The sequence below is a fragment of the Pseudomonas sp. FSL W5-0299 genome, from assembly GCF_005930655.1.
GTDB classification, from domain to species: Bacteria; Pseudomonadota; Gammaproteobacteria; order Pseudomonadales; family Pseudomonadaceae; genus Aquipseudomonas; species Aquipseudomonas mandelii.
This window is the reverse complement of record NZ_RXHX01000028.1, coordinates 1-16,926: the sequence shown is the minus strand read 5'-3', so window position 1 is coordinate 16,926 and position 16,926 is coordinate 1. Positions and strand designations below refer to the sequence as shown.

The window sequence follows — 16,926 nt, the reverse complement described above, 5'->3', positions numbered from 1 at the left end:
GGGGCTTTTTTTCGCCTGCAATTTGAGCTCTGCTGGAATCGGGGGATGCATGGGAACTGTGGCGAGGGGGCTTGCTCCCGCTCGGCTGCGAAGCAGTCGTAAACCCTGAACATGCGGTGTGTCAGAAATTATAAAAATTTTCAGGTTTTGGGGCCGCTTCGCAGCCCAGCGGGAGCAAGCTCCCTCGCCACAGGCACAGCACCTGCCGCATCGTCACCTCGGCAATTAACAGCGCATTAACCCCCTGTCTTTTTCCTGTCGATACAAGCTGTTACTGTACGGCCCACAAAGCCCAAGCCGCCTGGATCGGATCTCTGACTTGAAGCGTCCCCTCCTCCTCTTCCTGATCAGCCTGGCCTTGAGCTCCACCGCAAGCGCGACGATCAGCGAAAGCCATGGTTATGCGCAGTTCGGCACGCTCAAGTACCCGGCCAGATTTACCCACTTCGACTGGGTCAACCCGCAAGCGCCCAAGGGCGGTACGTTGCGGGTGATGGCGTTTGGCACCTTCGATACGCTCAACCCTTACACATTCAAGGGCTCAAGCCCGGTTTCCACCGCCAATTTCCTGCAATACGGCATCAACGAGCTCAACGAACCGCTGATGGTCGGCACCGGTCAATACGCGCCGTCCGGCGATGAGCCGACCTCCAGTTATGGCCTGATCGCGCAATCGGTGGAGTACAGCGAGGACCGCAGTTGGGTGGTGTTCAACCTGCGCCCCGAAGCGCGCTTTCACGACGGCACGCCGATTACCGCCTACGACGTGGCGTTTTCCTACCGCTTGCTGCTCAAGGAAGGTCACCCGCAGTACCGCACCAGCCTTCAGGAAGTGTTGCGGGTCGACATCCTTAACCCGCAGCGCATTCGATTCGTCTTCAAGCGTGCCGGCAATCCGTTGCAGATCCTGCGCCTGGGCGAATTGCCGGTGCTGCCGCAGCATTACTGGAAAGGTCGCGACTTCAAGGCTACAACCTTCGAACCGCCGCTGGGCAGCGGGCCTTATCGCATCACCTCGGTGACGCCAGGACGCCAGATCATTTTCGAGCGGGTCAAGGATTACTGGGGCAAGGACCTTCCGGTCAATCGCGGCAAGTACAACGTCGACCGCATGGAAGTCGAGTTCTACCGCGACAGCGATGTGGCGTTCGAAGCCTTCAAGGCCGGCGAATTCGACATTTACATCGAGCACCAGGCGAAGAACTGGGAAAACGGTTACAACTTCCCGGCCGTGCGCCGTGGAGACGTGATCAAGGCGCAGATCCCGCACCAGATCCCGACCCAGACCCAGGGTCTGTTCATGAACAGCCGGCGCCCGATCTTCTCCGAGACCAAAGTCCGTGAAGCCATGGGGCTGATGTTCGACTTCGAGTGGACCAACCGCACGCTGTTCAGCGGCGCCTACAAGCGCGCCATGAGTTACTACCCCAACAGCGAATTCTCCGCCACGGGCCTGCCGGTCGGTCATGAATGGCTGTTGCTCAAGCCCTATCGCGAGCAATTGCCCGCCAAGCTCCTCACCGAGCCGTTCAGCCTGCCAAAGACCGACGGACGCGGCATCCCTCGGGAAACCATGCGCAAGGCCCTGGCGCTGCTCGCCGAGGCCGGGTGGAAGCTCAATGGACAACGGATCGAGAACGCTAAAGGCCAACCGCTCAAGCTCGAGATCCTGCTGGTCAACCCGAACCTGGAACGCATCCTTCAGCCTTACGTCGAGAACCTCGCCAACATTGGCATCGATGCGCGGCTGCGCACGGTGGATCGCGCGCAGTACAAACAACGCCTCGATCAGTTCGATTTCGACATGATCCTGATGACGCTCAACCAGACCCTCAGCCCGGGCCTGGAGCAATGGCAGTATTTCCATTCCGGCCAGGTCGGGGTCAAGGGCAGTAAAAACTACGCCGGCATCGCCAACCCGGTGGTCGATCACCTGCTCGAACAATTGCTCGCCGCGCAAACCCGCGACGAACAAGTGGCCGCCGGCAAAGCCCTGGACCGGGTCTTGTTGTGGCAGCACTACATGATTCCCAACTGGTACCTCAATTATCACCGCCTGGCCTACCGCAACCGGTTCGCCTTCGTCACCACGCCGCCCTATACCCTGGGCCTCTCCGCGTGGTGGCTGAAATCTTCGGAGAAAGATCGATGAAGCCCCTATGCGCACTGCTGATGCAGGCCAGCGGTCTGCTGTTCGCCGGGCTGGCCTGCGCCGCCCCGCAACACGCCGTGACCCTGTACAACGAGCCGCCGAAATATCCGGCCGACTTCAAGCATTTCGACTACGTGAACCCCGACGCCCCCAAAGGCGGAATCTTTCGCCAGGCCGGGTTCGGCGGCTTCGACAGCCTCAACCCGTTCATCAGCAAAGGCGTACCGGCCGACGACATCGGCATGATCTACGACACCTTGGCCAAACAGGGACTGGACGAACCGTTCACTGAATACGGGCTGGTCGCCGGCAAGATCGAGAAAGCCCCGGACAACAGCTGGGTGCGCTTCTACCTGCGTCCTGAAGCGCGCTTCCACGACGGCCATCCGATGCGCGCCGAAGACGTGGTGTTCAGTTTCCAGATGCTGACCAAAGAAGGCGCCCCGCTCTATCGCGGTTACTACAGCGATGTCGAGGAAGCGGTCGCCGAAGACCCGCTCACCGTGCTGTTCAAGTTCAAGCACAACAACAACCGCGAACTGCCGCTGATCCTCGGCCAGTTGCCGGTGTTGCCCAAACACTGGTGGGCCAATCGCGATTTCAACAAAGGCAACCTCGAAATACCGTTGGGCAGCGGCCCCTACAAGGTGACCGACGTGAAGGCCGGGCGTTCGATCCGCTACGAGCGGGTCAAGGATTACTGGGGCAAGGACCTGCCGGCCAACCGTGGCTTCTACAATTTCGACGTGATGACCACCGATTACTACCGCGACAACACGGTGGCGCTGGAAGCCCTCAAGGCGGGGCAGTTCGACTACTGGCTGGAAATGAGCGCGAAGAACTGGGCCAACGCCTACAACATCCCGGCGGTCACCGAAGGCCGATTGAACAAGGAACAGATCCCGAACGGCAACCCGACCGGCATGCAAGGCTTTGTGTTCAACCTGCGCCGTCCGGTGTTCCAGGACGTGCGCGTGCGCCAGGCATTTACGTTGCTGCTGGACTTTGAATGGACCAACAAGCAGCTGTTCAATGGCGCCTACGTGCGCACCCGCAGTTTCTTCGAAAACTCGGAAATGGCCGCGACCGGCCTGCCCGACGCCGATCAGCTTGAAATTTTGAGTCCGTTCCGCGGCAAGATCCCCGAGCAGGTATTCAGCGAAGCGTTCCAGAACCCGATGACCGACGCCAGCGGCATGATCCGCGCTCAGCAGCGCAAGGCCTACCAGCTGCTGCAAGAGGCGGGCTGGCGGATCGTCGATGACAAGATGGTCGACGCCAACGGCAAACCGGTGACCATCGAGTTCCTGTTGGCCCAGACCGAATTCGAACGCGTGCTGCTGCCGTTCAAACGCAACCTCAGCGACCTGGGCATTGACCTGGTGATCCGTCGGGTCGATGTCTCGCAGTACATCAACCGCGTGCGTTCACGGGACTTCGACATGATCGTCGGCAGCTTCCCGCAATCCAACTCGCCGGGCAACGAGCAGCGCGAGTTCTGGATGTCCGCCGCGGCCGACAAACCCGGCAGCCGCAATTCCATGGGCCTCAAGGACCCGGTGGTCGATCAACTGGTCGAACAACTGATCAACGCCGATTCGCGCAAAAGCCTGGTGGCTCATGCCCGGGCACTGGACCGCGTGCTGCAATGGGGCTATTACGTGATCCCCAACTGGCACATCAAAACCTGGCGCGTGGCGTACTGGAACCACATCGCTCGCCCGAAAGTCTCTCCCAAGTACGACATCGGCACCACTACCTGGTGGGTCAAGCCTGATGCGAAACCTGCGGTAGAAGTCGAAACCAAACTGCAAGCCGACCCTGCGGGCACGGAGTAATCAGATGCTGGCGTATATTTTTCGGCGACTGCTGCTGATCATCCCGACCTTGCTCGGCATTCTGCTGATCAACTTCGTGATCATCCAGGCCGCCCCCGGTGGGCCGGTGGAGCAGATGATCGCCAAGCTCGAAGGCTTCGAAGGCGCCACCAGCCGCATTGCCGGCGGCGGTGCCGAAGTCTCGGTGGCCGGCTCGGCCTATCGCGGCGCGCAGGGCCTGGACCCGATGCTGGTCAAGGAAATCGAGCACATGTACGGCTTCGACAAATCGGCGCCGGAACGCTTGTGGATCATGATCAAGAACTACGCCACCCTGGACTTCGGCGACAGTTTCTTCCGCGACGCCAAGGTCATCGACCTGATCAAGGAAAAGATGCCGGTGTCGATCTCGCTCGGGCTGTGGAGCACGCTGATCATGTACCTGGTGTCGATCCCGCTGGGGATCGCCAAGGCAACGCGACACGGCAGCCACTTTGACGTCTGGACAAGTTCGCTGATCATCGTCGGTTACGCGATCCCGGCGTTCCTGTTTGCGATCCTGCTGATCGTGGTGTTTGCCGGCGGCAGCTACCTGGACTGGTTCCCGCTCAGGGGACTGACGTCGAACAACTTTGATGAGCTGAGCACCGGCGGCAAGATTCTCGATTACTTCTGGCACCTGGCATTGCCGGTGACCGCGCTGGTGATCGGCAACTTCGCGACCATGACCCTGCTGACCAAAAACAGCTTCCTCGACGAAATCAACAAGCAGTACGTGGTCACTGCCAAGGCCAAGGGCCTGACCAATCACCGTGTGCTTTACGGTCATGTGTTCCGCAATGCGATGCTGCTGGTGATCGCCGGCTTCCCGTCGGCGTTTATCGGGATCTTCTTCACCGGCTCGCTGCTAGTGGAAGTGATCTTCTCCCTGGACGGTCTCGGTTTGATGAGTTTCGAAGCAGCGATCAACCGCGATTACCCGGTGGTGTTCGGCACGCTGTTTATCTTCACGTTGCTGGGGCTGGTGGTGAAACTGATTGGCGATTTGACGTACACCTTTGTCGATCCGCGCATCGACTTCGAAAGCCGGGAGCATTGAGATGAATCTGTCCCCGCTCAATCGCCGGCGTTTCGAACTGTTCAAGGCCAACAAGCGTGGCTGGTGGTCGCTGTGGCTGTTTTTGGTGCTGTTCGGCCTGAGCCTCGGCGCCGAACTGATTGCCAACGACAAACCGCTGGTGGTGCATTACGACAACGGCTGGTATTTCCCGGCGCTCAAGCGCTACCCGGAAACCGCGTTCGGCGGCGAATTTCCGCTGGAGGCCAACTACAAGAGCCCGTACATCCGTGAATTGCTCAAGGCCAAGGATGCCTGGGTGCTGTGGGCGCCGATCCCCTACAGCTACCAAAGCATCAATTACGATCTGAAAGTCCCGGCGCCGGCGCCACCTTCGGCCGACAACCTGCTGGGCACCGACGATCAGGGCCGCGATGTGTTGGCGCGGGTGATTTACGGCTTCCGCATTTCGGTACTGTTTGCCCTGACGCTGACCATTCTCAGTTCGATCATCGGCGTGATTGCCGGGGCCTTGCAGGGGTTCTATGGCGGCTGGGTGGATCTGGCCGGGCAGCGTTTCCTGGAAATCTGGTCCGGGCTGCCAGTGTTGTATTTGCTGATCATTCTCGCCAGTTTCGTGCAGCCGAACTTCTGGTGGCTGCTGGGCATCATGCTGCTGTTCTCGTGGATGAGCCTGGTGGACGTGGTGCGCGCCGAGTTCCTGCGCGGGCGTAACCTGGAATATGTGCGCGCGGCCCGTGCGCTGGGGATGCAGAATGGCGCGATCATGTTCCGCCACATCCTGCCCAACGCCATGGTTTCGACCATGACCTTCATGCCGTTCATTTTGACCGGCGCCATCGGCACCCTGACCGCCCTCGACTTCCTGGGCTTCGGTTTGCCGCCGGGTGCGCCGTCCCTGGGTGAACTGGTGGCCCAGGGCAAATCCAACCTGCAAGCTCCGTGGCTGGGCATGAGCGCGTTTGCCGTGTTGGCATTGATGTTGAGTTTGCTGGTGTTCATCGGCGAGTCCGCTCGCGATGCCTTCGACCCGAGGAAGTGAAATGAATCAGGACAATCTGATCGAAGTGCGCGACCTGGCCGTCGAGTTCGTCGTCGGCGATCACTGCCAGCGGGTGGTGGAAGGCGTCAGCTTCGACATCAAGCGCGGCGAAACCCTGGCCCTGGTTGGCGAAAGCGGCTCAGGCAAATCGGTGACCGCGCATTCGATCCTGCGACTGCTGCCCTACCCGCTCGCCCGGCATCCGTCCGGGACCATCGAGTATTCGGGGCAAGACCTGCTGAGTCTGAAAGAGAAAACCATCCGCCACATCCGCGGCAACCGGATCGCGATGATCTTCCAGGAACCGATGACCTCGCTCAATCCGCTGCACTCGATCGAGAAGCAGATCAACGAGGTGCTGGGCATCCACAAGGGCCTTGTCGGCAAAGTGGCGACCAGGCGCACCCTGGAATTGCTGGAAATGGTCGGCATTCCTGAACCGCACAAGCGCCTCAAGGCTTTACCCCACGAGTTGTCCGGTGGCCAGCGCCAGCGGGTGATGATTGCCATGGCCCTGGCCAACGAGCCGGAACTGCTGATTGCCGACGAGCCAACCACCGCGCTGGACGTGACCGTTCAGCTGAAAATCCTCGAATTGCTCAAGGAATTGCAGGCCCGCCTGGGCATGGCCTTGCTACTGATCAGTCACGATTTGAACCTTGTACGAAGAATTGCGCATCGCGTATGTGTCATGCAGCGCGGTTGCATCGTCGAACAGGCATCGTGCGAAGAGTTGTTCCGCGCGCCGCAGCATCCGTACACTCGGGAACTGCTGGCAGCGGAGCCCAGCGGGACGCCTGCGACCAACGTGATTGGCCCGCCGCTGCTGCAGGTCGAGGACCTGAAAGTCTGGTTCCCGATCAAGAAAGGCTTTCTGAAAAAGACCGTTGACCACATCAAAGCGGTGGACGGGATCAATTTCAGCCTGCCTCAGGGCCAGACCCTGGGGATTGTGGGAGAAAGCGGTTCGGGCAAGTCGACACTGGGTTTGGCGATTTTGCGGCTGATCGGCAGCAAAGGCGCCATCCGGTTTGAAGGCAAGCAGCTAGACTGCCTGACGCAGGCCGAGGTTCGGCCGTTGCGCCGGGAGATGCAGGTGGTGTTTCAGGACCCGTTTGGCAGCCTGAGCCCACGGATGTGCGTGAGCCAGATCGTCGGCGAAGGCCTGCGGATCCACAAGATGGGCACCGAGGCGGAACAGGAACAAGCGATTATTGCGGCATTGAAGGAGGTAGGCCTGGACCCGGAAACCCGGAACCGCTACCCCCACGAATTTTCCGGTGGGCAGCGGCAGAGAATCGCCATTGCCCGGGCATTAGTGCTAAAACCGGCGTTGATTTTGCTGGACGAGCCGACATCGGCCCTCGACCGCACCGTGCAACGCCAAGTGGTGGAGCTGCTGCGCTCACTGCAAACCAAGTACAACCTGACGTATCTGTTTATCAGCCATGACCTGGCTGTCGTCAAGGCGCTGAGCCACCAGCTGATGGTGGTCAAGCAGGGCCAAGTGGTCGAACAGGGAGACGCGCAAAGTATCTTTGCCGCCCCCCAACATCCGTATACACAGCAGTTGCTGGAAGCCGCTTTCCTGGCTCCGGCCACTGCGCAATAACCTGAAAGAGAGGAGCAACACATGGGTTTTCTCGCCGGTAAGCGCGTACTGATCGTCGGTGTCGCCAGCAAGCTGTCCATCGCATCCGGCATCGCTGCCGCCATGCATCGCGAGGGCGCTGAGCTTGCCTTCACTTATCAGAACGACAAACTCAAGGGTCGTGTCGAAGAGTTCGCACAAAGCTGGGGTTCCAACCCTGACCTGTGCTTCCCGTGCGACGTGGCCAGCGATGAAGAAATCGCCAAGGTTTTCGTTGAGCTGAGCAAGAAGTGGGACGGACTGGATTGCATCGTGCACTCCGTCGGCTTCGCCCCGGGCGACCAACTGGACGGCGACTTCACCGAAGCCACCACCCGTGAAGGTTTCCGCATCGCTCACGACATCAGCGCCTATAGCTTCGTGGCCCTGGCCAAAGCTGGCCGCGAAATGATGAAAGGCCGCAATGGCAGCCTGCTGACCCTGTCGTACCTGGGTGCCGAGCGCACCATGCCGAACTACAACGTAATGGGCATGGCCAAGGCTTCGCTGGAAGCCGGCGTGCGTTACCTGGCCGGCTCCCTGGGCCCGGACGGCACCCGCGTCAACTGCGTATCGGCTGGCCCGATCCGCACCCTCGCCGCTTCCGGCATCAAGAACTTCCGCAAGATGCTGGCCGCCAACGAAGCGCAAACCCCGCTGCGTCGCAACGTCACCATCGACGAAGTCGGCAACGCCGGCGCCTTCCTGTGCTCGGACCTGGCGTCCGGTATCAGCGGCGAAATCATGTATGTAGACGGTGGCTTCAACACCACTGCGATGGGTAGCCTGGAAGAGTGATCTTCCGCTAGCCAATAAGAAACCCGCCTCGTCTGGCGGGTTTTTTATGCCTGCATTATCAATGCCCGACGCAAATCCCCTGTGGGAGCGAGCCTGCTCGCGATTGCGGTCTGACATTCAGTATTGATGTTGACTGACACACTGCAATCGCGAGCAGGCTCGCTCCCACAAGGATTTGTGGCTTGCGTGGTCGTAAAGACGCTATCAGCTCAGGATACCCAAGACTTTCGGACCTTGAGCTTCACTTGAGTCCAGATTAACCGCGAGGATGAGTCGATTGCCGGTGCGCGGGACAATAATGTCATTCACCCGGCCAGCTTGCTGTCGAACCACCCCAGAATCACCGAAAGAAGTGTCTAGCTCACCGCCCTCGGTGGTACGCAGCCAGTACAGGTTTTGCACAGGAAAATTCTCACTCCCTGCGACCACGATTTTTTTATCCGGCTGTACGGTGATGGACGGGATGTTTATAAAGCCGGAACCCAGATCAACCACCAACGGCGCTCCATTGTTAAAGGTCTTATCCGAGGTGCCATCACCCAATACCCGTTGCACGGAAACATAACGGTTGCCATCGTTATTAATCGACGTGACAGCGGCGATGATTATCTTGTCATCATCCACCACCATCGAGCCAAAACCAGCGTAGCTTTTGTCTTCCCAAAATCCGTCAATGCCGAAGGTTTTGTTCAACGTGCCGTCTCGGTTGTAGCAAGCCAAGACCGCGTTCGGCACTGATGTGCCTGATGCCGGGCGGTCAACAATCCCAAACACAACGATGCGCTCGTCTGACAGGACGCCGATACTATGAATCGTTGTAATCGGCCCCTTGAATCTGACTTCAAATCCAGTGTCGGGATGACCTTGGTCATCCAGGGTGTATACCCTACCTGCCGAATCGATAGTTGTGCCCTCGCTGTCCGCCAATTGGTAACTTGCGGCCACTAACACATGGTTGTCAGCAGTGAGGCATCCCGTAGGTCCGAATGTCTGCAAACCCTGCTCCGGAGGGACGGGGTCTACGGGCAAAGGCAGCATTTTTGTGCCAAAGACTAAATCAGGACTTCCTCCCTCGTTGAATCGCGTGATCGCAGCCTGCCGGATAAAGGGCTCATTACCCGAGTTACCAATCAACAGGAATTTGCCGTCTCTTCGAGCAAGTAAACGTGTGAAACTTTCGAATTGGCCTTTGGCGAAGTCCCACGCGAACGGTTGGAAGGTCGGATCGGAAGTGCCATCAGCCATGGCCCGATAAACCCATGAGACACGACCTGTTTGAGCCACGTAAAGAAGTTTGCCGGCAGATGTTTCAACGACACATTGAGACGAACCTTGGGGAATATTGATCATACCGTTGTCAGCAAATCCCACATCCAGGTCACCTGGTGCTTGCTGCGTGTTGGCTTGCGCTGTCATGCCGTTATCCTCCTGAAGTAAGGGCTCCATGCAATCAGGGGAATGCCAACAAACATCCATCCCGACAGCCAGATCCGTTTGACAGCGCCACCCTAATGCGAAAGCCGACACGCATATCACTGTCATAAATAACAGTCTTACTGTCTTCAAGAGCCAAAATTCATTCTTTACAGCACATACACTGCACGCCTGCGTTAGCCAGGAGGTTGCGCCAGGCACTTGGCAAACAACAGCTGGATCGGCTGCGTGCGTTGGCTGTAGCGCTGCAACAAGACAATCTCCCGATAAAACGTCAGCTCGCCCAGCGCAATGATCCTGACCTTCGCCCCATGTTCAAGCCATAACCCGGCCTCGGGCAGCAGTGAAACACCAAACCCGCATTCAACCATTTTCACAATGGCTTCCAGCTCATCCATCTCCATCGCCACGTGCACATCAATCTGCTGTTCACGCAAAAATCGCGTAATCAGGCGCCCTCCGAATGAGTTACGGTCGTACCGCACGTGCGGCTGGCTCGCGAGGATCTGCAGCGGATCATCGCCCTCAAGATCCATCGGCACGATCAATACAAACGGTTCCCGGCGAATCACCTGCGCCGACAGCTCCTTGGGCAGTTCGAAGGGCGGCTTGATCAATATCGCCAGATCCACCTCACCCGTATCGACCTGACTCAGCAGGTTCAACGACACGCCCGGCACCAGTTTCGGTTCCAGCAGCGGTGCCTGCTCCCTCAAGCGCAAAAATGCCTGAGGCAACAACCCGGTCTGGACCGTGGCCACCGCACCGATTTTCAACTCGCCACGGTACTCGCTGACGTCCTCACTGACGGCCATCCGGCTAAACGTGTCGAGGATCTGCTGCGCCATCGGCAACGCCCGTTGCCCTGCGGCATTGAGAATCGCCTGTCGCCCGGTGCGATCGAACAGACGGATGCCCAGCGCCTTTTCCAGGTTGCGCATCTGCGCGCTGACCGCCGACTGCGTCAGACCGATGTGCATGCCGGCGGCGGCGAATGTGCCGTAGCGTGTGACGGCGACGAAGGTTTTCAATTCGCGCAGCATTGGACTTCTCGATTGATCGAAATAATTTGAGCTCGACGCAAAAACTATCGTCTTTCAATCAAAAATCATAGCGCTAAACTCAGCCTCATCTCCTGACAATCCGAGGCGAATCCGATGCAACTCTCCCCTTTTCACTTGGCTGTACCGGTTTACGATCTGGCCGCTGCCCGGCGTTTCTATGGCGAAGTCTTCGGTCTTGAAGAAGGCCGCTCCAGCGAGCATTGGGTCGACTTCAACTTTTTCGGCCATCAACTGGTGATACACCTGGCACCAAAAAACGCTTCACAGGACGCGGCGCACACCAATGCCGTGGACGGTCATGACGTACCGGTGCCGCATTTCGGTGTGGTGCTGGGGATGACGGAATGGGAGGCGCTGGCCGAGCGCTTGAAAGGCCTTGGGACACGCTTCGTGATCGAGCCAGGCATCCGCTTTCAGGGATTGGTGGGCGAGCAGTCCACGATGTTTCTCTTCGACCCTTGCGGCAACGCGTTGGAGTTCAAGGCATTTAAAAACATCAGCCAGTTGTTCGCCAAATGAACCGCCCAGCCCTTGACGCGACCACCCTCAGTGAAGCGGTAGTCAATGGCGATACGACCGCTGCCGCCATCGCCGAATCCTTTCTTGAGTGCATTCAGGCGCGGGAGCCGGAGATTCAGGCGTTCGTCTCGTTCGACGACCGGCAGGTGCGTGCCGATGCTGCGCAGATCACCGGGCGCGGCCTGCTGGCCGGCGTCCCCGTCGGCATCAAGGACATCTTCGACACGGCCGCCTACCCCACGCAATTTTTCTCGCCCATCTACGCCGACCATCAACCGTCCCGGGATGCCCACGTCGTGACGCTGCTGCGCCAGGCCGGGGCGCTGATCATGGGCAAGACCCACACCACCGAATTTGCCTACATGCACACTGGCCCGACCCGAAATCCTCACGATCTCGCTCGCACGCCGGGCAGCTCCAGCGCGGGTTCGGCGGCGGGGATGGCAGCGGGTTTCTTTGCGGTGGCGCTGGGCACCCAGACGGCTGGCTCGCTGCTCAAGCCGGCGTCCTATTGCGGCCTCTTCGCCTACAAACCGTCCCTGGGACTGGTGTCGCTGGAAGGTGTAAAGCCGCTGGCGCCGAGCTTCGACACCGTGGGCTGGTATGGACGATCGGTGCGCGATCTGCACCTTGTGGCGCGGGTGTTGATTCCCGGTTTTGTAGTGCCTGACGTTGAGCGGCGTCCACTGCGGCTGGGTTTCTGCCGCACCTCACGCTGGGATCAGGTGGACGCCGAGGTGGCCTGCGCTCTGGAGCAGGCCACGGATCAGTTGCGCAGCGCCGGCCATTATGTGAGCGAACTGGAACTGCCCGATGAGTTTGCCGCAGTGTTCGACGACCATCAGCTGATCAACGATTGCGAAGGTGCCCGCTCGCTGGCCAAGGAATTCCAACGCCATCGTGCTCAACTGAGCCCATCGACACTGGCCATGTTCGAGCGAGCGGCGGCAACAACCTGGGAGCAGGAATCCGCTGCCAAGGCGCGCCTGGCCACCCTTGCGCCCCGTTTGAGTGAGCTTTGCCAACCGTTCGACGCCATGCTCGGCGCCTCCTGCGGGATGGTCGCGCCGATGGGCCTGAAAAGCACCGGACCGTCGGATTTCATCAAGTTCTGGGGGGCGTTTGGTTGGCCGCAGGTGAACGTCCCGCTGGTGCGCGCCCACCCCATGTTGCCGGTCGGGCTACAGATCATCGGGAAGTTCAGGGACGATGGCCGGCTGTTGCGAACGGCGCCTACGTTGCCGCAGCGTTGCAAGGCGCCGCTCAGCAATGATCCGTGTCGTGCATCGCCTTATCGGCCAGGGTCAACACGTCTTCCGCTGTCGGGTTTAGCCGAGCATCAAACTCGACCTGGCCAATGCTGAAGTGAATGGCAAAACTGCGATTCGCCGTGGCATTGCGCTCGGCGAGTATTTCTTCGAGCCGGGCCTTGATCGCGGACAACTCGACAACGCTTGCACCCGTCAACAGGGCGACAAACTCATCGTTGCCCAGTCGACCAATCACATCGCTTTCGCGAAAGGCGATACGCAGCACGTCAGCGAAGGTCTTCAGGGCGTGATCACCCTCGGCGCGCCCGTATAGATAGTTGATTCGCTTGAAGTTATCGAGGTCGAAAAACAGCAGCGTCGCCGGCAGCCCCAGTTGCTGGCAGGCGTCCATCCCCTGTTGGGCCAGCGCTGTAAAACCGTGGCGGTTGGGCAGCAGCGTCAACTCGTCCATGCTCGCCATCTGCACGCCCATCAGTTCTTGCTCGGCCTTGCGGGCCAGGTCACGCAACAGCTCACGCTCCTGCAGTGGCGAACGTAACGGGTCTGTACAAGCACCGCGCTTGACCGGTTTGCCTGGGATCAGCATGACTCACTCCATTGGCGGGTATGTACTTTAGAGTCGTGCATACCCGGTTTGACTCCCTGTTAACGGACCGCCGGTCAACTGCCCTGCACCGGACACGGGCCTCCAGCGGCCGCCCACAGCTTGAATTGGGTGACGAAAATGTCGTGCGGCACCGGCACCGGCGCCCTTCCCTCACCCGGATTCCAGCCCCAGAGCACCAGTTTGTCCTCGGTGACGTGCTTGATCAGGGCCGCGAAATCACGGTCACCATTACTGGAGCGATCCTTGATCATCGCGCACAACTGGTCGGCCGGCAGCCCGATCCAGGCCATCTTGTGCGCCGCGGGCGGCAAGCTCCAGTGCGGCGCCCCCGGTGGCGTATGCGGCCCGTAACTGGCGGGCGGATTGGACTCGGCGTGACAGGTCGCGCAGGGCAAACCCGCTGCGCCCTTGCCGTCCATCCCGCGCACTACGCTCATGGCATGGGGGGTGCCTGCGTCGAACTGCAACGGCGAATCGCCCGGGATATGACAGTTCTGGCAACGCGGACTTTGAAAGACCTTCTGCACCGTATCAAACGCCTTGATGGCTTCCTTATCGTCAGCAAACAGGTGCTCGGCATAGCTGACCAAGCCGATCAACACCACCGTCCCCAGAATCAGATGTCGTCTCATCTCACACCCCCGACAGTTGCAACGGCAGTTCCCGCAAGCGCTGCCCGGTCAGGGCGAACACCGCGTTGGCCACTGCCGGCGCCGTGGGTGGGACGCCGGCTTCGCCAATACCGCCGGACCGTTCAGTGCTCGGCACGATATGCACTTCGACCACCGGCATTTCGTTGAGCCGCAGCACCTGATAGTCGTGGTAATTGGATTGCACCACCTGGCCGTCCTTGAACGTCAGTTTGCTGTGCAAGGTAAAGCCGAGGCCGAAGGTGATGCAGGACTCCATCTGCGCCGCGATGCTCATCGGGTTGACCGCAATCCCGCAGTCCACCGCGCACACCACCCGGTGCACGCGGATTTTCAGGTTGTCCTGGGACACCTCAGCGACCTGCGCGACGTAACTGCCGAAAGACTCATGCACCGCCACACCCAAGGCGTGGCCGTCCGGCAGTTCCGCCTTCCAGTTGGCTTTTTCGACGGCGAGGTTCAGCACGCCCAAATGTCGCGGATGCGCCTTGAGCAAGGTTCGTCGGTATTCCACCGGATCCTTGCCAGCCGCCTCCGCCAGTTCATCAATCAACGACTCCATGACAAACGCCGTGTGGCTGTGCCCCACCGAACGCAGCCACAATACGCTGATGCCGGTAGTCGGTGAGTGCAGTTCCACCTGGTGATTGGCCAGGTCTTCAAGGTACGGGCTGTCGGCAACGCCTTCGACCGAGGTCTTGTCGATACCGTCCTTGACCATCGTCGCCTCCATCATGGTGCCGGCCATGATCGACTGACCGACCATCACATGCTTCCAGGCCACGGGCATGCCGCCAGCATCCAGGCCGATCCGTGCCTGATGCAGGAACGCCGAGCGGTAATAACCGCCGCGGACGTCATCCTCCCGGGACCAGACTGTTTTCACCGGCCCGCCTGCCGCCTTGGCGACCTGCACGGCTTCAGCGACAAAGTCCGAGGTCGGATTGGCCCGACGACCGAAGCCGCCGCCGAGGAATTCGGTGTGGATTTCAACCTGCTCAGGTTTGAGCCCGGTGATCTTGCCCGCGATCATTTGATCCAGGGTCTGGAACTGCGTGCCGGTCCAGATCTCGCACTTGTCCTTGCTGATTTTCACCGTGCAATTGAGCGGCTCCATCGGCGCATGGGCCAGGTACGGCACGCTGTATTCGACATCGACGGTCTTGGCCGCCTTGCCCAGCGCGGCGGTGGTATCCCCGGCCTTGCTGGCCGAGACGCCAGGCGTGGTCGCGAGTTTGCGGAAGCTTTCCAGCAATTTCTGGCTGTCGAGGCCGGCATTCGGCCCCAGGTCCCACTCGACCTTCAGCGCATCGCGCCCCAGCTTCGCCGCCCAGTAATGGTCGGCAATCACCGCCACGCCGGTGGGCACCTGCACCACTTTATGCACGCCCGGCACGGCCAGCGCTTCGGCGCCTTCGAAAGATTTGACGCTGCCGCCAAACACGGGTGAGCGGGCGACCATGGCGGTCATCAAGCCCTCAAATTGCACGTCCATGCCGAACTTGGCCCGGCCGGTGATTTTCTCCGGGGTGTCCAGGCGCTTGGTGGGTTTGCCGATCAGTTTCCAGTCATTGGCCTCTTTGAACTTGATCGAAGCCGGATCCGGCACCGGCAGCTCGCCGGCGTCGTCCGCCAGTTCGCCGTAGGTCGCGCGATTGTCGCCGGCAATGACCACGCCTGACTCGGTGTGAATCGCCGAGGGGGCGACGTTGAAACGCTTGGCGGCTGCGTCGACCAGCATCAGACGCGCTGCCGCGCCGGCCTGCCGATAGCGATCGAACTCCATCCACGTCGAAGTCGAGCCGCCGGTGATCTGCATTCCGCCGAAACCCGCCATGCCGTAGTCAGCCGCCGAGGCGGGTGAATGTTCGACGCGGATTTTCGACCAGTCGGCGTCCAGCTCTTCTGCGATCAGCATGGTGAGGCCGGTCCAGATGCCCTGGCCCATTTCCGAGTGGCCGAGCAGTACGGTGACGACGTTGTCGTTGCCGATCCGTAAAAACGCATTGGGCGCAAACACGTTGCCTTCATTCTCCGCCCCCACGGCAAAGCGATGGGCACCGGGAATGACGAACGCCACCACCAGACCTCCGCCCAACAGCGCGCTGCCCTTGAGAAAACCGCGACGTGACACCGGGTTGATGCTGTTCATGTTCAGACTCCCTTCAACGTGGCATCAACCGATCTCGGCGGCGCGTTTGACCGCGGCGCGGATCCTTGGGTAGGTGCCGCAGCGGCAGATATTGCCGGAGAGCGCCTGATCGATGTCGCTGTCGGTGGGTTTGGGGATTTTCGCCAGCAGCGCGGCGGCGGACATGATTTGCCCGGACTGGCAGTAACCGCACTGCACCACGTCGAGTTCGGCCCAGGCTTGCTGCACTGGGTGCGAACCGTCAGCGGACAGGCCTTCGATGGTGAGGATTTTTTGCCCGTGGGCCACCGCGGTGGCGGGCGTGATGCACGAGCGCAGCGGCGCGCCGTCGACGTGCACGGTGCAGGCGCCACACTGGGCCATGCCGCAACCGAATTTGGTCCCGGTCAGGTGCGCGACATCGCGCAGGACCCAGAGCAGCGGCATGTCCGCGGGGACATCCAACTCCTGATCCTTGCCGTTGATATTCAGGGTCAGCATTGCGAATTTCCTCAGACTCACGGTGTTCTGAAGGGGCGTCGCTGTGACACGGAATGCCTACGCGCGCCTCCGGTTATCCCTACAGCTAAGCGCAAAATGCCGGGCGAGACCGGTTCATCGACCACCGGTCAAAAAAAGCCACCTTGATGGGTGGCCTTGGAATGAGGTTTTGTAGTGATGGCGCTTGGGCGGCTAGCGGGCTTTTGTGCCTGGTGGGCATTTGTGGCGAGGG

General features: G+C 60.1%; 14 protein-coding genes. 8 read left to right on the top strand and 6 right to left on the bottom strand.

Features of this window, described 5'->3' with window-relative positions; all coding sequences use genetic code 11:
- Positions 1-343: 343 nt before the first annotated feature.
- From FHL16_RS25510 to fabI, 6 genes are read left to right on the top strand one after another with little or no spacing between them, the layout of a single operon-like run.
- Positions 344-2,152, top strand: coding sequence for an extracellular solute-binding protein (locus FHL16_RS25510; protein ID WP_370655179.1), 1,809 nt, complete (start codon positions 344-346; stop codon positions 2,150-2,152).
- Positions 2,149-3,990 (top strand): extracellular solute-binding protein, encoded by a 1,842-nt coding sequence (locus FHL16_RS25505; RefSeq protein ID WP_077749642.1) that lies wholly within the window; start codon positions 2,149-2,151, stop codon positions 3,988-3,990. The genes FHL16_RS25510 and FHL16_RS25505 overlap by 4 nt, the downstream gene beginning before the upstream one ends.
- 4 nt (positions 3,991-3,994) lie before the next feature.
- Positions 3,995-5,068 carry a microcin C ABC transporter permease YejB gene (locus tag FHL16_RS25500; RefSeq protein WP_010459785.1) on the top strand — a complete coding sequence of 358 codons (1,074 nt, stop codon included), beginning with the start codon at positions 3,995-3,997 and terminating at the stop codon, positions 5,066-5,068.
- Between the two features lies 1 nt (position 5,069).
- Complete coding sequence (locus tag FHL16_RS25495; RefSeq protein ID WP_010459784.1) at positions 5,070-6,089, top strand: ABC transporter permease; 1,020 nt, start codon at positions 5,070-5,072, stop codon at positions 6,087-6,089.
- A 1-nt stretch (position 6,090) separates the two neighbouring features.
- Positions 6,091-7,701 carry an ABC transporter ATP-binding protein gene (locus FHL16_RS25490; RefSeq protein ID WP_077749641.1) on the top strand — a complete coding sequence of 537 codons (1,611 nt, stop codon included), beginning with the start codon at positions 6,091-6,093 and terminating at the stop codon, positions 7,699-7,701.
- 21 nt (positions 7,702-7,722) lie between these two features.
- Positions 7,723-8,517, top strand: coding sequence for an enoyl-ACP reductase FabI (gene fabI / locus FHL16_RS25485; protein WP_077749640.1), 795 nt, complete (start codon positions 7,723-7,725; stop codon positions 8,515-8,517).
- Positions 8,518-8,721: 204 nt separating this feature from the next.
- On the opposite strand, the gene FHL16_RS25480 is transcribed toward fabI, so the two are convergent.
- Complete coding sequence (locus FHL16_RS25480) at positions 8,722-9,933, bottom strand: hypothetical protein (protein ID WP_077749639.1); 1,212 nt, start codon at positions 9,931-9,933, stop codon at positions 8,722-8,724.
- Positions 9,934-10,127: 194 nt separating this feature from the next.
- Entirely contained in the window at positions 10,128-10,994 is an 867-nt protein-coding gene (locus FHL16_RS25475; protein ID WP_077749638.1) for a LysR family transcriptional regulator, read from the bottom strand.
- Between the two features lie 114 nt (positions 10,995-11,108).
- On the opposite strand from FHL16_RS25475, the gene FHL16_RS25470 reads away from it, so the two are divergent.
- Positions 11,109-11,534 carry a VOC family protein gene (locus FHL16_RS25470; protein ID WP_077749637.1) on the top strand — a complete coding sequence of 142 codons (426 nt, stop codon included), beginning with the start codon at positions 11,109-11,111 and terminating at the stop codon, positions 11,532-11,534.
- Positions 11,531-12,898, top strand: coding sequence for an amidase (locus FHL16_RS25465; RefSeq protein WP_238706191.1), 1,368 nt, complete (start codon positions 11,531-11,533; stop codon positions 12,896-12,898). Before FHL16_RS25470 ends, FHL16_RS25465 begins: the two co-directional genes overlap by 4 nt.
- Here FHL16_RS25465 and FHL16_RS25460 read toward each other — a convergent pair.
- The 4 genes from FHL16_RS25460 to FHL16_RS25445 form a co-directional block, all read right to left on the bottom strand.
- A complete protein-coding gene (locus FHL16_RS25460; RefSeq protein ID WP_010459770.1) occupies positions 12,798-13,391 on the bottom strand; it encodes a GGDEF domain-containing protein in 594 nt (197 codons plus the stop codon). The two genes, FHL16_RS25465 and FHL16_RS25460, sit on opposite strands and share 101 nt — an antisense overlap.
- Before the next feature lie 74 nt (positions 13,392-13,465).
- Positions 13,466-14,044, bottom strand: coding sequence for a hypothetical protein (locus FHL16_RS25455; protein WP_077749636.1), 579 nt, complete (start codon positions 14,042-14,044; stop codon positions 13,466-13,468).
- Between the two features lies 1 nt (position 14,045).
- Complete coding sequence (locus FHL16_RS25450; RefSeq protein WP_077749635.1) at positions 14,046-16,214, bottom strand: xanthine dehydrogenase family protein molybdopterin-binding subunit; 2,169 nt, start codon at positions 16,212-16,214, stop codon at positions 14,046-14,048.
- Between the two features lie 24 nt (positions 16,215-16,238).
- Entirely contained in the window at positions 16,239-16,694 is a 456-nt protein-coding gene (locus tag FHL16_RS25445; protein ID WP_007906916.1) for a (2Fe-2S)-binding protein, read from the bottom strand.
- Positions 16,695-16,926: the final 232 nt, after the last annotated feature.